The 14,581-nt window shown below is 67.3% G+C and carries 16 protein-coding genes and 1 pseudogene; 7 read left to right on the forward strand and 10 right to left on the reverse strand.

What is annotated here, in order from left to right; genetic code table 11:
* Nucleotides 1-1,212 carry a membrane dipeptidase gene (locus Q0938_RS06090; protein ID WP_299360257.1) on the forward strand — a complete coding sequence of 404 codons (1,212 nt, stop codon included), beginning with the start codon at nucleotides 1-3 and terminating at the stop codon, nucleotides 1,210-1,212.
* 12 nt (nucleotides 1,213-1,224) lie between these two features.
* Here the strand turns inward: Q0938_RS06090 and Q0938_RS06095 are convergent, their stop codons facing one another.
* From Q0938_RS06095 to Q0938_RS06105, 3 genes are all read right to left on the reverse strand, one after another.
* On the reverse strand, nucleotides 1,225-2,301 hold the full coding sequence (locus tag Q0938_RS06095) for a 5-(carboxyamino)imidazole ribonucleotide synthase (RefSeq protein ID WP_299360258.1): 1,077 nt from the start codon (nucleotides 2,299-2,301) through the stop codon (nucleotides 1,225-1,227).
* Nucleotides 2,294-2,779 (reverse strand): 5-(carboxyamino)imidazole ribonucleotide mutase, encoded by a 486-nt coding sequence (gene purE / locus Q0938_RS06100; protein WP_299360259.1) that lies wholly within the window; start codon nucleotides 2,777-2,779, stop codon nucleotides 2,294-2,296. The genes Q0938_RS06095 and purE overlap by 8 nt, the downstream gene beginning before the upstream one ends.
* 79 nt (nucleotides 2,780-2,858) lie before the next feature.
* Nucleotides 2,859-3,077, reverse strand: a complete 219-nt coding sequence (locus tag Q0938_RS06105) for a DUF465 domain-containing protein (RefSeq protein ID WP_299360260.1) — start codon at nucleotides 3,075-3,077, stop codon at nucleotides 2,859-2,861.
* Between the two features lie 216 nt (nucleotides 3,078-3,293).
* On the opposite strand from Q0938_RS06105, the gene Q0938_RS06110 reads away from it, so the two are divergent.
* Both Q0938_RS06110 and Q0938_RS06115 read left to right on the forward strand, forming a co-directional pair.
* Nucleotides 3,294-3,719 (forward strand): Hsp20 family protein, encoded by a 426-nt coding sequence (locus tag Q0938_RS06110; RefSeq protein WP_299360261.1) that lies wholly within the window; start codon nucleotides 3,294-3,296, stop codon nucleotides 3,717-3,719.
* Nucleotides 3,716-3,943, forward strand: coding sequence for a DUF1150 domain-containing protein (locus Q0938_RS06115; protein ID WP_299360263.1), 228 nt, complete (start codon nucleotides 3,716-3,718; stop codon nucleotides 3,941-3,943). The genes Q0938_RS06110 and Q0938_RS06115 overlap by 4 nt, the downstream gene beginning before the upstream one ends.
* Before the next feature lie 357 nt (nucleotides 3,944-4,300).
* Here Q0938_RS06115 and Q0938_RS19365 read toward each other — a convergent pair.
* The 4 genes and pseudogenes from Q0938_RS19365 to trxB form a co-directional block, all read right to left on the reverse strand.
* Nucleotides 4,301-4,777, reverse strand: a pseudogene (locus Q0938_RS19365) (glycosyltransferase); the annotation flags it as partial.
* A 7-nt stretch (nucleotides 4,778-4,784) separates the two neighbouring features.
* Nucleotides 4,785-5,564: a hypothetical protein gene (locus Q0938_RS06125; protein WP_299360267.1), complete on the reverse strand. Its 780-nt coding sequence runs from the start codon at nucleotides 5,562-5,564 to the stop codon at nucleotides 4,785-4,787.
* 69 nt (nucleotides 5,565-5,633) lie between these two features.
* Nucleotides 5,634-7,340 (reverse strand): bifunctional sulfate adenylyltransferase/adenylylsulfate kinase, encoded by a 1,707-nt coding sequence (locus Q0938_RS06130; protein ID WP_299360268.1) that lies wholly within the window; start codon nucleotides 7,338-7,340, stop codon nucleotides 5,634-5,636.
* Nucleotides 7,341-7,493: 153 nt separating this feature from the next.
* Entirely contained in the window at nucleotides 7,494-8,492 is a 999-nt protein-coding gene (gene trxB, locus Q0938_RS06135; protein WP_299360269.1) for a thioredoxin-disulfide reductase, read from the reverse strand.
* 147 nt (nucleotides 8,493-8,639) lie between these two features.
* Between trxB and Q0938_RS06140 the strand changes: the two genes are divergently transcribed.
* Nucleotides 8,640-9,140, forward strand: a complete 501-nt coding sequence (locus Q0938_RS06140; protein ID WP_299360270.1) for an Lrp/AsnC family transcriptional regulator — start codon at nucleotides 8,640-8,642, stop codon at nucleotides 9,138-9,140.
* 75 nt (nucleotides 9,141-9,215) lie between these two features.
* Here the strand turns inward: Q0938_RS06140 and Q0938_RS06145 are convergent, their stop codons facing one another.
* The gene (locus tag Q0938_RS06145) at nucleotides 9,216-10,994 is read right to left on the reverse strand and encodes an acetate/propionate family kinase (protein ID WP_299360271.1); all 1,779 of its coding nucleotides are present in this window, start codon (nucleotides 10,992-10,994) and stop codon (nucleotides 9,216-9,218) included.
* 213 nt (nucleotides 10,995-11,207) lie between these two features.
* On the opposite strand from Q0938_RS06145, the gene Q0938_RS06150 reads away from it, so the two are divergent.
* Genes Q0938_RS06150 through Q0938_RS06160 form a run of 3 tightly spaced genes read left to right on the forward strand, consistent with a single transcriptional unit; the run spans nucleotide 11,208 to nucleotide 13,206 of the window.
* Nucleotides 11,208-11,441, forward strand: a complete 234-nt coding sequence (locus Q0938_RS06150) for a hypothetical protein (RefSeq protein WP_299360272.1) — start codon at nucleotides 11,208-11,210, stop codon at nucleotides 11,439-11,441.
* Nucleotides 11,442-12,725, forward strand: coding sequence for a UDP-N-acetylglucosamine 1-carboxyvinyltransferase (murA, locus tag Q0938_RS06155; RefSeq protein ID WP_299360273.1), 1,284 nt, complete (start codon nucleotides 11,442-11,444; stop codon nucleotides 12,723-12,725). It begins immediately after the preceding gene.
* Nucleotides 12,718-13,206: a DUF2948 family protein gene (locus tag Q0938_RS06160; protein WP_299360274.1), complete on the forward strand. Its 489-nt coding sequence runs from the start codon at nucleotides 12,718-12,720 to the stop codon at nucleotides 13,204-13,206. The genes murA and Q0938_RS06160 overlap by 8 nt, the downstream gene beginning before the upstream one ends.
* Nucleotides 13,207-13,240: 34 nt before the next feature.
* On the opposite strand, the gene Q0938_RS06165 is transcribed toward Q0938_RS06160, so the two are convergent.
* Entirely contained in the window at nucleotides 13,241-14,194 is a 954-nt protein-coding gene (locus tag Q0938_RS06165; protein ID WP_299360276.1) for a D-glycerate dehydrogenase, read from the reverse strand.
* Entirely contained in the window at nucleotides 14,194-14,514 is a 321-nt protein-coding gene (locus Q0938_RS06170) for a tRNA-binding protein (RefSeq protein WP_299360278.1), read from the reverse strand. The genes Q0938_RS06165 and Q0938_RS06170 overlap by 1 nt, the downstream gene beginning before the upstream one ends.
* Nucleotides 14,515-14,581: the final 67 nt, after the last annotated feature.

The following is a 14,581-nucleotide window of genomic DNA, read 5'->3' on the forward strand; positions in this document are numbered from 1 at the left end:
ATGGCCCGCGATCCGTTCGGGCGCCGTCGCCCGCGCCGGCTGCGGCGGGCACTGATGATCCTGGCTGGCCTGCTGGCGGTCGCCGTTCTGGTCGTGCTGCTGGCCGGACCCCGGTTCGTTGCCGGCCGGCTGAACCCGGTCACGGCGGACGAGGCCTGGCCCGTGTCCGAGGGCGCCCGCGCCCTGCACCGGCGGCTGGTCATCGGCGATCTGCACGCGGACCCCCTGCTGTGGGACCGCGACCTGTCCGGGCGCCGGGACGAAGGCCATGTCGATCTGCCCCGCCTGAATGAGGGCAACATCGCCGTGCAGGTGTTCACGACCGTGACGAAAAGCCCGCGCGGCCAGAACTATGCGGCGAACGATACCGAGGCGCCGGACAACATCACCCCGCTGGTGATCGGCCAGCTGCGCCCGGTGCAGAGCTGGTTCAGCCTGAAGGAACGGGCGCTTGACCAGGCGGCCCGGCTGCGCGCGCTGGCCAGCGACCATCCCGACCAGTTGCGCCTGATCCGCAGCCGCGGCGATCTGGACGGCGTCCTGGCAGACCGCGCCAGCGGCAGTCGCGTGATCGGCGCGGTGCTGGGGATGGAGGGCGCGCACCCGCTGGAGGGCGATCTTGCCAACCTGACGGTGATGGACGGGGCGGGCTTTCGGCTGGTCGGATTGACGCATTTCTTCGACAACGAGCTGGGCGGATCGTTACACGGCGAGGACGACCTCGGCCTGACCGATTTCGGCCGCGAGGTCGTGGAGGAGCTGACCGGGCGCGGCATGGTGATCGACCTGGCACACGCCGGGCCCGAGATGGTCCGGGACGTGCTCTCGATTGCGGGCACCCGGCCGCTGCTGAGCCATACCGGCATCCGCAGCACGTGCGATACCCCGCGCAACCTGCCCGATCCTTTGCTGCAGCAGATCGTGTCGCGCGGCGGAATCGTTGGGATCGGCTTCTGGGACGACGTGACCTGCGACGACGACAGCCCGGCCGGGATCGCCCGGACCATCAAGGCGGCGGTCGCCCTGCTGGGCGATGACGCGGTCGCGCTCGGCTCGGACTGGGACGGGTCGGTGGGCGTGCCGTTCGACGCGGCGGGGCTGCCGGCCCTGACCCATTCGTTGCTGGACGAGGGGCTGACCGAGGAGCAGATCGCCAAGGTGATGGGCGGCAACATGATCCGCTATCTGCGCGAAGTGCTGCCGCCTGGCTGACCAGCGGCCGGATCAGCCCGCGCGGATGATCCGGTTCACATGCCCCATCTTGCGGCCCGGCCTGACCTCGGCCTTGCCATAGAGGTGGATCTGCAGGTCGGGCGTGGTCAGCAGGTCGGGCAGACGGTCCAGATCGTCGCCGATCAGGTTTTCCATGACGACGTCGGCATGGCGCCGCGCGTCCGACAGCGGCAGGCCCGCAACCGCGCGAACATGCTGCTCGAACTGGTCCACGGCGCACCCCGCCTGGGTCCAGTGGCCGGTATTGTGCACGCGCGGCGCGATCTCGTTCACGATCAGCCCGGCTGGCGTGACGAACAACTCGACCCCCAGCACGCCGACGTAATCGAGCGCCGACACGATCCGCGACGCGATCAGCACCGCGTCCGGGATCAGCCGGGCCGGAAGGCCGCAGGGGATCGTCGTGGTGCGGAGGATGCCGCCGCGATGGACGTTCAGCCCCGGATCATAGGCCGCCACGGCGCCGTCCTGCCCGCGCGCGACGATGACGCTGATCTCGGCCGAGAACGCGACAAAGCCCTCCAGCACAGCGGGTGCGTTCACCTGCGCCCACGCTGCGGCGGGATCGTCCCCCGCGGACAGGCTGACCTGGCCCTTGCCGTCATATCCCAGGCGCCGGGTCTTCAGGATGGCGCGGTCGTGCCGGGCCATCGCGGTGGCCAGGTCCTCCACGCTGTCGACTCGATGATAGGGAGCGGTGGCAAGGCCAAGGCCGGTGAGGAAGTCCTTTTCGTCCAGCCGGTCCTGGCTGACCGCCAGGGCGCGCCGGTTCGGGCGGATCGGCACGATGCGCTCGATCACGTCCAGCGCCGCCGTCGGCACGTTCTCGAATTCGTAGGTCACCATGTCGACCGCGGCAGCGAATGCCTGCAGCGCCGTGGTTTCCTCATACGGCGCCGCGGTCACGGAATGGGCCACATCGCCGGCCGGGGCGGGGCCTGGCTCGAAAATGTGGCTGCGGAACCCCAGGCGGCTGGCGGCGACCGACAGCATGCGGGCCAGCTGGCCCCCGCCCAGGATGCCGATGGTCGCGCCGGGTTTCAGCGGCTCGGGCGACACGTCATTCATCGGCCGGAACCTCGGGGATCGACGCCGACAGCGCCGCGCGCCACCCGTCCAGCCGTTCGGCAAGTCCCGGGTCCTGCAGCGCCAGGATTGCGGCCGCCATCAGCCCCGCGTTGGCCGCGCCGGCCGCCCCGATCGCCATGGTCGCGACCGGAAATCCCTTTGGCATCTGGACGATGGAATAGAGCGAATCCACGCCCGACAGGGCGCGAGTCTGGACCGGAACCCCGATCACGGGCACCCGAGTCTTCGAGGCCATCATGCCCGGCAGGTGGGCAGCCCCGCCGGCGCCGGCGATGATCACCTGCAACCCGCGACCGACTGCGTCCCGTCCGTACTCCCACAGCCGATCAGGGGTACGGTGGGCGCTGACGATCCGGGTCTCGTAGGCGACCCCCAGATCGTCGAGGATCTGGGCCGCCTCGCGCATGGTCGCCCAGTCCGACTGGCTGCCCATGATGATGCCGACCGCGACTGTCATGCCCGCCCTTTCCGCTGCAAGACGGGCATCATAGCCGCGGCGGCGGCGCGCGCAATCTGCACCGGGTGCGCCGCAGACCTCAGGCGATGATGTCGGGTGTCAGCTCGTCCTCGAGCCGGGCGATCTGATCCTTCAGGATCAGCTTCTGCTTCTTCATCCGCCCCAGCGTCATGGTACACACCACACCGCCGGACGCCAGCTCCGCGATGGCCTCGTCCAGTTCGCGATGCTCGCTCTTCAGCCCCGCCAACTTGGTGCGAAGGATCTCGTCGTGGGACATTTCATGAAGCGCGTTCATCGGGGCTGGGTCCACTGCTCTGCTGCCGGCGTACCGTATCGGTGCCGGTTCATTTGGCCATTGTCGGTCGGCGCCAGCATCTTACATGCCGGTTCTGCAATCGTGAACCGAATCTTGCCGGACTTGCGAGAGCGGCCTGCGCGACCCATATCCCTTGCACGGGTTGCCGCAGTCGGGACCCGTACGATGAAGTCGCTTTGTGGAAAGGGCTTGCGAATGTCGAAGATGGGTCTTGGAACGCATCCCTATCTGCTGGGGTTCGATCAGCTCGAACGGCTGGCCGAACGGGCTGCCAAGGGGGCAGAAGGCTATCCGCCCTACAATATCGAGCATCTTGCCCCGGACGGGTTCCGCATCACCCTGGCGGTGGCCGGGTTTGCCGAGTCCGATCTGTCGGTGACGCTAGAGGATCGGCAGCTGGTCATCCGCGGACGCCAGACCGAAACGGGCGGATCTCGGATCCTGCTGCATCGCGGCATTGCGGCCCGCGCCTTTCAGCGCAGCTTCGTGCTGGCCGAAGGGCTCGAGGTAAGCGGTGCCCAGCTGGAAAACGGTCTGCTGGACGTGGACCTGCGCCGGCACAAGCCAGACAGCATCGTCAGGACCATTCCGATCAGCCGCCAGAACAGGGGATCGACATGAACGCCAAATTCGATTTTTCGCAGCTTGACGACGGCAATGTCGTCTACATCCGCCGCGTCGAGATCAGCGACCTGCCGGACGAGGTCCGGCTGCAGGCGCCGGGCGTCGACTCACTCTACGCCCTTCACGGGATCGACGGCGAGCGCCTGGCGCTCGTCCGGGACCGCCGCATGGCTTTTGCGCTTGCCCGCCAAAACGAACTGAAGCCGGTCAGCGTGCATTGACCACGCGGGCCGGCCGACAGTGGGGACTATCGGGAAGCCATAGCGGGCGATCATCGCCTGGATCGCACGATCATTGCCGCCACCCTCGAGGTTACCCGACCTCAGGTTGGCGGCTTGGCTGCCGTGCCACTCGGTGATGCGGAACCGTCCACCGACCTTGGCCGGCCGGCTGCCCCGCAGGCGGTGCATCCAGTAGAGCCAGACATCATCGGCCGATGGCGCAAGCGTCTGGAACAGGTCGCTGCGGCAGACATCATCGTGAAACACGCCGGGTGCGTAAAGCACTCCCCCCACGCCCGTGGGAAAGACCAGTTCGCCCTGGTCTGGCGCGGTGATGTTGCGCTGCCATTCGCCATAGGGGCGAGGATAGCCGACGTTGTCGAGCGCGATCCGATGCGCGCGATGGCAGACCACGCCGGCGTCCGCGCGGGATACCAGCTTCATCAGCCAGTCGCGGTCGTAATAGAGGTCATCGTCGGCCGTCACGATGTAGGCGTCCGGCCATTCCAGAAGCGTGGGAACGATCTTCTTGTAGCTGCGCCAGTTGGGGCACGACCGGACTTCGACACCGGGCACGACTGCCTCGGGCGGCAGGCGCGTCTCGTCTTCTGCATCGAGCCACAGGATCACGCGGTCGGCGCGGACGCTTTGCGTCACCAGCGAACGCAGCACCAGATGCAACGCCCTGAATCGTGCAGGATAGCTCGTCAGGCTGACGATCAGGGGTGCGCGCAGCCCGTGCGGCTGTCCGTCTGCCGGTCGGCCGCCAATCTCGGCCTCATACCGGGAGAGACGACGCGATCTTTTCCACTGACGGAGCGCCCGGGCGATCATCTGTGGCTCATCCCTGCCACGCTTGCCGCAGCCAGTCGATCTCACCGATCCGCCGATACCAGGTCTGCCCCCTGCCTGCGAACACGTCCCCCATCTTGGGATTGCCGGCGAACACGACGATCCGCGCCCCCGGCGGCAATGCCGGGTCGGCCCACCAGCTGCGCGGTCCCCGACCCACGCAGTCGTTCTTGAAGCTGACACACCAGCCGCGCGGCCAATAGTCCAGGTGACCGCGTGCGGCCAGCTGTGCGCTCTGGAACTGCTGACTGATCTCGTAGGCGCGCCGAGCCGCGGCGGGATCCTGCAGATATGCATCGAGGATGTAGTCGTGTGCCCCCACCTCGTATCGGAACACCGACGAGTTGCCGACGGAGTGCAGGAAGCGGTCGCGTGCGGGCCTCAGACCGCGCAGGCGCTTGGGACGGAACAGGTCGTCGTCCCGGATCATGAAGACTCCGCCCTGCAGATCGAAAAAGGGCGACAGGTCGTCCACGACCACCAGGTCAAGGTCGAGAAACAGGGCGGTCGCGTCGGCAAATACCTCCAGATCCTTGCCGAAGAGCGCCAGTTTCCGCCATCGCGTGTCACCCGGGCACAGGCTCCGACCCAGGTCGGGCAGCGGCAGGGGCTCCACCCCTTCGCCGATGCCCGTGCTGTCGTCGGTGAAGCAGATGAACCGATACGGCCGCGACAGGTTGCGACGGACCTGCCGCGCCAGACGGTTCACGTCCTCGGCCCCATACAGCGTCCCCCACTTCATCGTCAGGATCAGTACGGGGTCGGCCATCGGGCCCTCGTCAGATGTTGCCGGTAGCTTGGAGCCGAGGACACCGACGCTGTCAAGGCAGGCGCTTGCTCAGGTCACCCCGATCAGCCCCATTCCTTCCAGTTTCAGCAGCACCTGATGAGCCGCGTTGTCGACGTCGATGCCAGTGGTGTCCACCCGCAGCTCCGGGGATCGCGGCTCCTCATAAGGGTCCGAGATCCCGGTGAATTCCTTGATCTTTCCCTCTCGCGCGAGCCTGTAAAGCCCCTTGCGGTCGCGACGTTCACACTCCTCCAGCGGGGTTGCGACATGCACCTCGCAGAACGCGCCATACTGTTCGACCATTTCGCGAACGGCGCGGCGGGTTGCCGTGTAGGGAGCGATCGGCGCGCAGAGTGCGATCCCGCCATTCTTGGTGATCTCGGACGCGACATAGCCGATCCGCTTGATGTTGATGTCGCGGTGTTCCTTGCTGAATCCCAGTTCCGACGACAGATGCTTGCGGACGACATCGCCGTCCAGCAGCGTCACCGGGCGCCCGCCCATCTCCATCAGCTTGACCATCAGCGCGTTGGCGACGGTCGATTTCCCGGACCCGCTGAGTCCGGTGAAGAACACGGTGAAACCCTGTTGATCGCGTGGCGGCGAGGTGCGGCGCAACTGCTCGACAACCTCGGGGAAGCTGAACCAGTCCGGGATCTCTAGCCCCTCGCGCAGCCGGCGACGCAGCTCGGTGCCCGAGATGTCGAGGATGGTGGCGCCGTCCTCGACTTCGTCGCGCGGCTCGTACTGCGCCCGCTCCTGCACGTAGACCATCTGTTTGAAGTCGACCATCTCGATGCCGATCTCCTCCTGGTGCTGGCGGAACAGTTCCTGCGCGTCATACGGGCCGTAGAAGTCGCGGCCCTCGCTGTTCTTGCCCGGGCCGGCATGGTCACGGCCGACGATCATGTGGGTCATGCCGTGGTTGCGACGGATGATGCCGTGCCACACGGCCTCGCGCGGACCCGCCATCCGCATCGCCAGGTTCAGCAGCGACAGATGGGTGGTGGCGGCCGGATACTTGTCCAGCACCGCCTCGTAGCAGCGCACCCGGGTGAAATGGTCGACATCGCCCGGCTTGGTCATGCCGACGACGGGATGGATCAGCAGGTTCGCCTGCGCCTCGCGCGCGGCCCGGAAGGTCAGTTCCTGATGTGCGCGATGCAGCGGGTTGCGGGTCTGGAACGCCACGATCCGCCGCCATCCGAGCTTGCGAAAGAAGGCCCGCAACTCGTTGGGTGTGTCCCGCCGTGCCTTGAAGTCGTAGTGGGTCGGCGCCTGGATGCCGGTAATCGGACCGCCGAGATAGACCGGGCCGGCAACGTTGTGCAGATAGTTCACCGCCGGATGGGCGAGGTCGTCGGCCCCGAACACCTTTTCGGCCTCGAGCGCCTTGTTCGGGGTCCATCTGTCCGTCACCGAAAGGATCGCCACGATCACGCCTTCCTGGTCCCGCAGCGCGATATCCTGGCCGGTCTCGATGCTGGCGGCAAATTCCTCGCTCACATCCAGTGTCACGGGGATTGGCCACAGCGCACCCGATGACAGGTGCATCGTCTCCACCACGGTGTCGTAATCCACCCGGTTCAGAAACCCCTTCAGCGGGAAGAAGCCCCCGCTCATCAGCAGTTCCAGATCGCAGATCTGGCGCTGGGTGAGGTCCCACGACGGCATCTCGCCCGCTGCGCGCTTCAGCTTTTGGGCCGAGTCGGCGTTGACATAAAGCTCGGGAATCGGGGCGAGAGATTGGGTCATGAGCTCGCTCTGCATACTGGCGGCGGGCTTCGCCGCTGACAGGGATTAAGCTCCTGCCCCCCAAGCAGCAAGTCCCGGCTTGCAACAGCAGCAGGAAGCCCGAGGCGTTTCCCAGCCTGCTGTGCTTTTCCATCGTGGCAATGCGGTAGCAGATCAGGCCGAGGCGATCTCCGCCTCGGTCGGCGCATCAGGGCCCGCCTCTGCCTGCCCCTGCTCGGCCAGCCATTGCTCGGCATCCAGCGCCGCCATGCAACCCATGCCGGCGCTGGTGACCGCCTGACGATAGACATCGTCGGTCAGGTCCCCGGCGGCGAATACCCCGGGGATGGCCGTGCGCGCCGATCCCTTTTCCACCTCGACATAGCCGCCACGTCGCAACGGCAACTGGTCCCTGACGAGTTCGGACGACGGCGAGTGGCCGATGGCGATGAACACGCCATCCGCCGGCAGGTCGGTGATGGACCCGTCCAGCGTGGATCTCAGCCGCGCCCCGGTCACAGACAGGGGCCCCTCCGTCCCCAGGATCTCGTCGACCTGATGGTTCCAGACGACGTCGATCTTGGGATTCTTGAACAGGCGGTCCTGCATGATCCGTTCGGCTCGTAGGCTATCGCGGCGATGGACAAGCGTCACCTTGCTGGCGAAGTTCGTCAGGAAGAGCGCCTCCTCGACCGCGGTGTTGCCGCCGCCGACGACGATCACCTCCTTGCCGCGATAGAAGAAGCCGTCGCAAGTGGCGCAGGCGCTGACGCCAAAGCCCTTGTACTTGTCCTCGCTGGGCAACTCGAGCCAGCGGGCCTGCGCGCCGGTGGCCAGGATGACGGCGTCGGCCGTGATGCGCGCGCCGCTGTCGCACTCGGCGACGAACGGGCGCCGCTGCAGATCCAGCCGCGTCACCGTATCTGTCACCACCTCGGCCCCCATCGCGCGGGCATGGTCTTCCATGCGCTGCATCAGTGCCGGACCCTGGACCTCGGTGTCGCCCGGCCAGTTCTCGACATCAGTGGTGATCGTCAACTGACCGCCCGGTTGCATGCCCTGGATCAACAGCGGCTGCAGCATCGCGCGCGCGGCATAGATCGCGGCGGTGTAGCCTGCCGGGCCCGAGCCGATGATCAGCACACGGACATGGTGACGATTTGGCTCTGTCATGAAGCAGCCCTTCGATCGTGAGTATGTTCCCTGACAATTAAGCCGCCCCTCTCGGTCCCGCAATGAGACCCTGCCGCCGGGAAACATTATTGCGCATCGGCGCGCTGCGCGATAGTTTCCTGAAACTCGTGGATGGCCGGAGGAATGATGGCAGGCACCAGGCTGGATGAAATCGACCGCCGGATCCTGGCCGAGTTGCAAGCAGACGGGCGGATGACGAATGTCGAACTGGCGCGTCGGTCGGGCATATCCGCCCCTCCGTGCCTGCGTCGCGTTCGCACCCTGGAAGAGCAGGGTTACATCCGCGGCTACCACGCCGACATCGATCCGCGGGCGATGGGCTTCGAGGTGCAGGTGTTCGCGCTGGTCCGGCTCGCTTCTCAGTCCGAGCGCGACCTGACGGCCTTCGAGGCACTTGCCCAGAGTTGGCCATTGGTCCGCGAATGCCACATGCTGAACGGCGAGATCGACTTCATCCTGAAATGCGTCTCGCCCGACCTTTCCACCTTCCAGCGGTTCCTGACCGAGCAGCTGACCGCGGCCCCGAACGTCGCCAGCGTCAAGACCTCGCTGGTGATCCGCGGCGCCAAGGACGAGCCCGGCGTGCCGTTCGAGGTGGTCGAGGAGCGGGTGCGCGAGGCAGGGTAACCGGTCGCGACCTTCCGTCGCGGAACCGGCGCATCGCAGTCGCTGGCGCGACCCGCTTCCTTGGCAAGGGGCGGATCAGGCCGCCGGGGCCCCGGCGATGCCGGGGACCAGCGCCCCATCCGCCGCACCCACGATGCCTGCTGCATTGGCCTCGTCCGTATCGATATGCATCTCGGTAAAGGCGTTCGGCGCAACCCTGACAAGCGTGCGTGAAAACGTGACGCCCCGTCCGGTGCCGCCCGTGACCTCGACCTGCACGACCTGTCCGTCGCTCAGCCCCATGGCGACAGCGTCTTGCGGATTGGTGTGAATGTGCCGGGCGGCGACGATCAGCCCATCGGTATCGAACGTTCCTGCCGGCCCGATCAGCCGAACCCTCGGCGTTCCGTCCAGCTGACCGCTGTCACGGACCGGAACGTCGATCCCCAGCGCGAAGCTGTCGGTGCGCGAGACCTCGGTCTGCGTCCGCTTGCGCAGCGGTCCGAGGATCGCCACGTCGTGCAGCGTTCCCTTGGGCCCTTCCACTGCCACCCGTTCGACCGCTGACCAGTTTCCCGGCTGGCGCAGCTGCCTGTCGATCGTCAGCTGATACCCGCGACCGAACAGGGCCTCGACAGCCTCGGGGGACAGATGCACGTGCCGCCCGGAAACGGCGATGGGTATCGGGCGCGGCGTGATCGCGGGCCGCGCGAGGGACGCGGCAACCTCGCGCGCGATCATCAGCTGTTCGGCCGTCTCGGTCACAATCACCCGCACCCGGCTGCCGTAAGCCTGAATCTGCGGGGCTGCGTAATCGGCAAGATCCACATGGGCGTTTCGGTCGTGGTCCAGATCCAGACCCATGAAGTCCAGCCCGTCACAGATGCGCCGCCGCATGGATGCCGAGTTCTCGCCGATCCCCCCCGTAAACACGATGGCGTCGACGCCGCCCATCGCCGCGGCATAGGCACCGACGTACTTGCGGGCCCGGTAGGCATAAAGGTGGATCGCAGCCTGCGCTTCGGCATCGCCGGCCGCGGCACGATCCTCGACATCGCGCATGTCGGAACTGCCGGTCAGCGCCTTCAATCCGCTATCGTGGTAGAGCGCATGCTCGATCTGGGGGATCGAGAGCCCCAGCTGCCGATGCAGAAAGCCGAAGGCGCCAGGATCGACATCGCCGGACCGGGTACCCATCACCAGACCTTCCAGCGGGGTCAGGCCCATGGAACTGTCCAGGCTTTCGCCGCGCTGGATCGCGCAGACGCTCGCGCCGTTGCCCAGATGCACGCTGATGATCCGCAGATCGGACAGCGGCGCGCCGATTTCTTTGGCGGCGCGCAGCGCCACATATTTGTGCGACGTGCCATGAAACCCGAACCGGCGCAGGCCGGCCGCGCGCCACTCGGCCGGGACCGCATAGGTCGTGGCGCGCGCGGGGTTGGTCAGGTGGAACGACGTGTCGAACACCCCCAGTTGCGGCAACTCGGGCCAGATCCGACGGGCCATCTGGACGGCCGCCAGGTTCGCGGGATTGTGCAGCGGGGCGAGCGGGATCAGCGCCTCGATCCGCGCGATGCATTCCGCGTCAAGCAGCGCCGGTTTGGCGAACTCCGTACCCCCATGGGCGATGCGGTGCCCGATGGCGTCCAGCCCGTCGATCCCGTGATCGGCAAGCACGGCGGGGACCGCCGCTATGGCAGTGTCGAGATCGCCGTGCGGGGCGCGTCCGCGTGTCTCCGTCGGATCGCAGAAAACGAAGTCGCAGCCGTCGTCGCGGAACCGGTCGAAGCTGCCCTTGAAGATGCGTGCATCGCCATCGAACACTCCGAACTTCAGGCTGGAACTGCCGGCATTGAAGACCAGAACCCGCATCCGACAGCTACCTCCTTCATTCGTTCCTACCGAGGGGATCGCCGCATTCAGCGATTCACTCCGGATCCGTGGGTGCCGTATAGCATTTCCGAATGGTTGAGACGACCGGGTCAGCTTGTCGCGACACGATATGTGTCGCGTGCGTCGGTACCCTGCAGGTTGCTGCGCCCATGCCTTCTGGACGGGCTTGGCCCGCACGGTTAAGGGGTGCCGATGATCGATCGCCCCGACAAGCCGTCCCCTGCTCCGACCGACCGCGCGGCTCGTCGTGCCGCCGCGCTGCGTGCGAATCTGCAGCGGCGCAAGGGTCAGGCCCGCAGCCGCGCCGCCGGACCGGCGGCCGACGGCGGCGAAACGCCGGGCGCGGATCATCCGGACCGGCCCGGCGACGCAGCAGAGACACGCCAGGGCATCGGTCCGGACGGGACAAGCAGGAACGAGGGATAAATGGACCAGATCCTTGTGCGGGGGAATGGCCCGCTGAACGGCGATATCGCCATCGCCGGGGCCAAGAACGCCTGCCTGACCCTGATGCCCGCCACGTTGCTGTCCGATCAGCCGCTGACGCTGACCAACGCGCCGCGGCTGTCGGACATTCGCACCATGACGGAACTGCTGCAGTCGCTGGGGGCCGAGGTCGCGTCGCTGCAGGATGGCACGGTGCTCGCGCTGTCCAGCCACGACCTGACCAGCCCCCGGGCCGATTACGACATCGTCCGCAAGATGCGGGCGTCGATCCTGGTGCTCGGGCCGATGCTGGCGCGCGATGGGCAGGCAATCGTGTCGCTGCCGGGGGGCTGTGCCATCGGCGCCCGACCGGTGGATCTGCATCTGAAGGCGCTGGAGGCGATGGGCGCCCGGCTGGACCTGCGCGACGGCTATGTCCATGCGACAGCGCCGTCGGGCGGGCTGCGGGGGGCGGTAGTCGATTTCCCGCTGGTGTCCGTCGGCGCGACCGAAAACGCGCTGATGGCGGCGACGCTGGCCCGCGGCACGACGGTGCTGAACAACGCCGCGCGCGAACCCGAGATCGTCGACCTGGCCCGCTGCCTGCGCGCGATGGGGGCCGAGATCGAGGGCGAAGGCAGCGCGACCATCACCATCCAGGGCGTCGACCGGCTGCACGGGGCCACCCACCCGGTTGTCACCGACCGGATCGAGCTGGGCACCTACATGCTGGCGCCCGCGATGTGCGGTGGCGAGGTCACCTGTCTGGGCGGCCGGATAGAGCTGGTCCGGGCATTCTGCGAGAAGCTGGACGAGGCCGGAATCTCGGTTACCGAGACCGAGCGCGGCTTGACGGTCAGCCGCCTCAACGGCGCAATCCGGCCGGTCAACGTCCGGACCGAACCCTTTCCGGGCTTTCCAACCGACCTGCAGGCCCAGATGATGGCCATGCTCTGCACCGCCGACGGGGTCAGCGACCTGGAAGAGACGATCTTCGAGAACCGGTTCATGCATGCGCCCGAACTGCTGCGGATGGGCGCGCGCATCGATGTGCATGGCGGCCACGCGCGGGTGACCGGGGTCGAGAAGCTGAAGGGCGCACCGGTGATGGCGACGGATCTGCGTGCCTCGGTCAGCCTGATCCTGGCGGGGCTTGCCGCCGAGGGCGAAACCGTGGTGAGCCGGGTCTACCACCTCGATCGCGGCTATGAGAAGGTCGTGCGCAAGCTGCGCGGCGTCGGCGCCGACATCGAACGCATAAAGGAGCCCGTTGCCCATGAATGACGGATCGCGCGATGCCGCCTTCTTCGATGCGGGCCCCGGACCCTTGGCGCTGCGGGCCGAGGCCGCCGACGACCTGCCGGTGCTGTCCGCCCTGGTGCAGGACGCGGTGCTGACGGTCGGCGACATCCGCTTCGATCGGAAGTCCCGGGCGCTGGCCCTGCTGGTCAGCCGGTTCCGCTGGGAAGACGTGCCGGAGTCCCCGGACGAGGATCGCCCCTATGAGCGGGTGCGCTCGCTGCTGGTGATCCGCGACGTGCTGGGCATCCGCAGCGACGGCATCGATCAGTCCGACCGCGACACGGTGCTGTCGCTGCTGGCGCTGGCCTGGACCCCGGCCGAGGACGGGGCGGGAACCCTGGTGCTGACCTTCGCGGGCGACGGCGCGCTGGCGGTCGAATGCGAATGCCTGTCGGTCGATCTGCGCGACGTCAACCGGCCGCATCGTGCCGTCTCGGGGCGAATGCCGCGTCACGACGTGTGATCACGTCCGCCGGCTACGCCAGGCGATCACACTTTCATGCCACGCGATCAGGCAGGTCCCGGCCTTCGTCCAGCGCGACCAGATTTGCCATCGCCCGCAGCGCCATGTCGGTGCGCACCTGTTCCGCCGCCGTCCCGAGATGCGGCAGCAGCGTCACGTTCTGCATGACGCGCAGCGCATCGGGAACCAGCGGTTCGCGTTCATAGACGTCCAGCCCGGCGCCGGCGATCTGTCCCGCCTGCAGCGCCGCGATCAGCGCCGCTTCGTCCACCACGTCGCCGCGCGACACGTTGATCAGGAATGACTCCGCGCGCATCACCTGCAGCTCGGCGGGGCCGATCAGGTGCCGGGTTTCGGCACCGCCCGGAACGGCTAGAACGACGAAATCCGCCGCGGCCAGCGCGGCGGGCAGATCGGGCATCTGCGTCGCGGGCACCGGCATCGAGGTCACCCGCGACCGGTTGTGGAAAACGACCCGCATGCCGAAACCGGCATGGCAGCGGGCGGCGACCGCCTTGCCGATTCGCCCCATTCCCACGATGCCGACGGTCGCACCAGTGACATGGCGCCCCAGCATCTGGGTCGGCTGCCACCCCGTCCATTCACCGGCGCGGACCAGCCGTTCGCCTTCGCCCGCCCGCCGCGCGGTCATCAGGATCAGGGTCATGGCAATGTCGGCCGTCGCGTCGGTGACCACCCCCGGCGTGTTCGACACCATGACGCCCGCCGCCCTTGCCGCATCCAGATCGATGTGGTTGTAGCCCGCCCCGAAATTGGCCAGTAGCCTGGTCCGCAGCCCGTTGCCTGCAAAAGCCGCGGCAGAGAAACCGTCGCCGAGGGTGGGGATGATGGCGTCGTAGCCGCGCATCGCGTCGGCCGCTTCTGCCGGCGTCAGCGCCTCTGTCGAGTCGCGAAAATCGGCGTCGAACCGGGTGCCGAGGGCGGCCTCGGCCGCGGTGGTCATGCGGCGGGTCACCAGCAGGCGCATCAGTACATCCTTCCACCATCGGGAACGGGTTTGTCGGGCACGATCAACACCACCTCGCCATCGGCATCCGGCAGACCGAGCACCAGTACCTCGGACCTCACCTTGCCGATCTGGCGCGGCGGAAAATTCACGACAGCCAGAACCTGCTGTCCGACCAGCGCATCGAGATCATGATTGCGCGTGATCTGCGCCGAGCTGCGCCGTTCACCTAGCGGCCCGAAATCGATCCACAGCTTGAAGGCCGGCTTCCGCGCGTCGGGGAAAGGCTCGGCGCGCGTGATCGTGCCGACACGAATGTCGACCCGGTCGAAGTCCTGCATCGTGGCAGGGCCCTGTCCGGCGGTGTCCGGCGGCGTGACCTCGTCCCCTGCGTTGACGTCCGGACGG

Source organism: uncultured Paracoccus sp. (genome assembly GCF_947496875.1).
Lineage (GTDB): Bacteria > Pseudomonadota > Alphaproteobacteria > Rhodobacterales > Rhodobacteraceae > Paracoccus.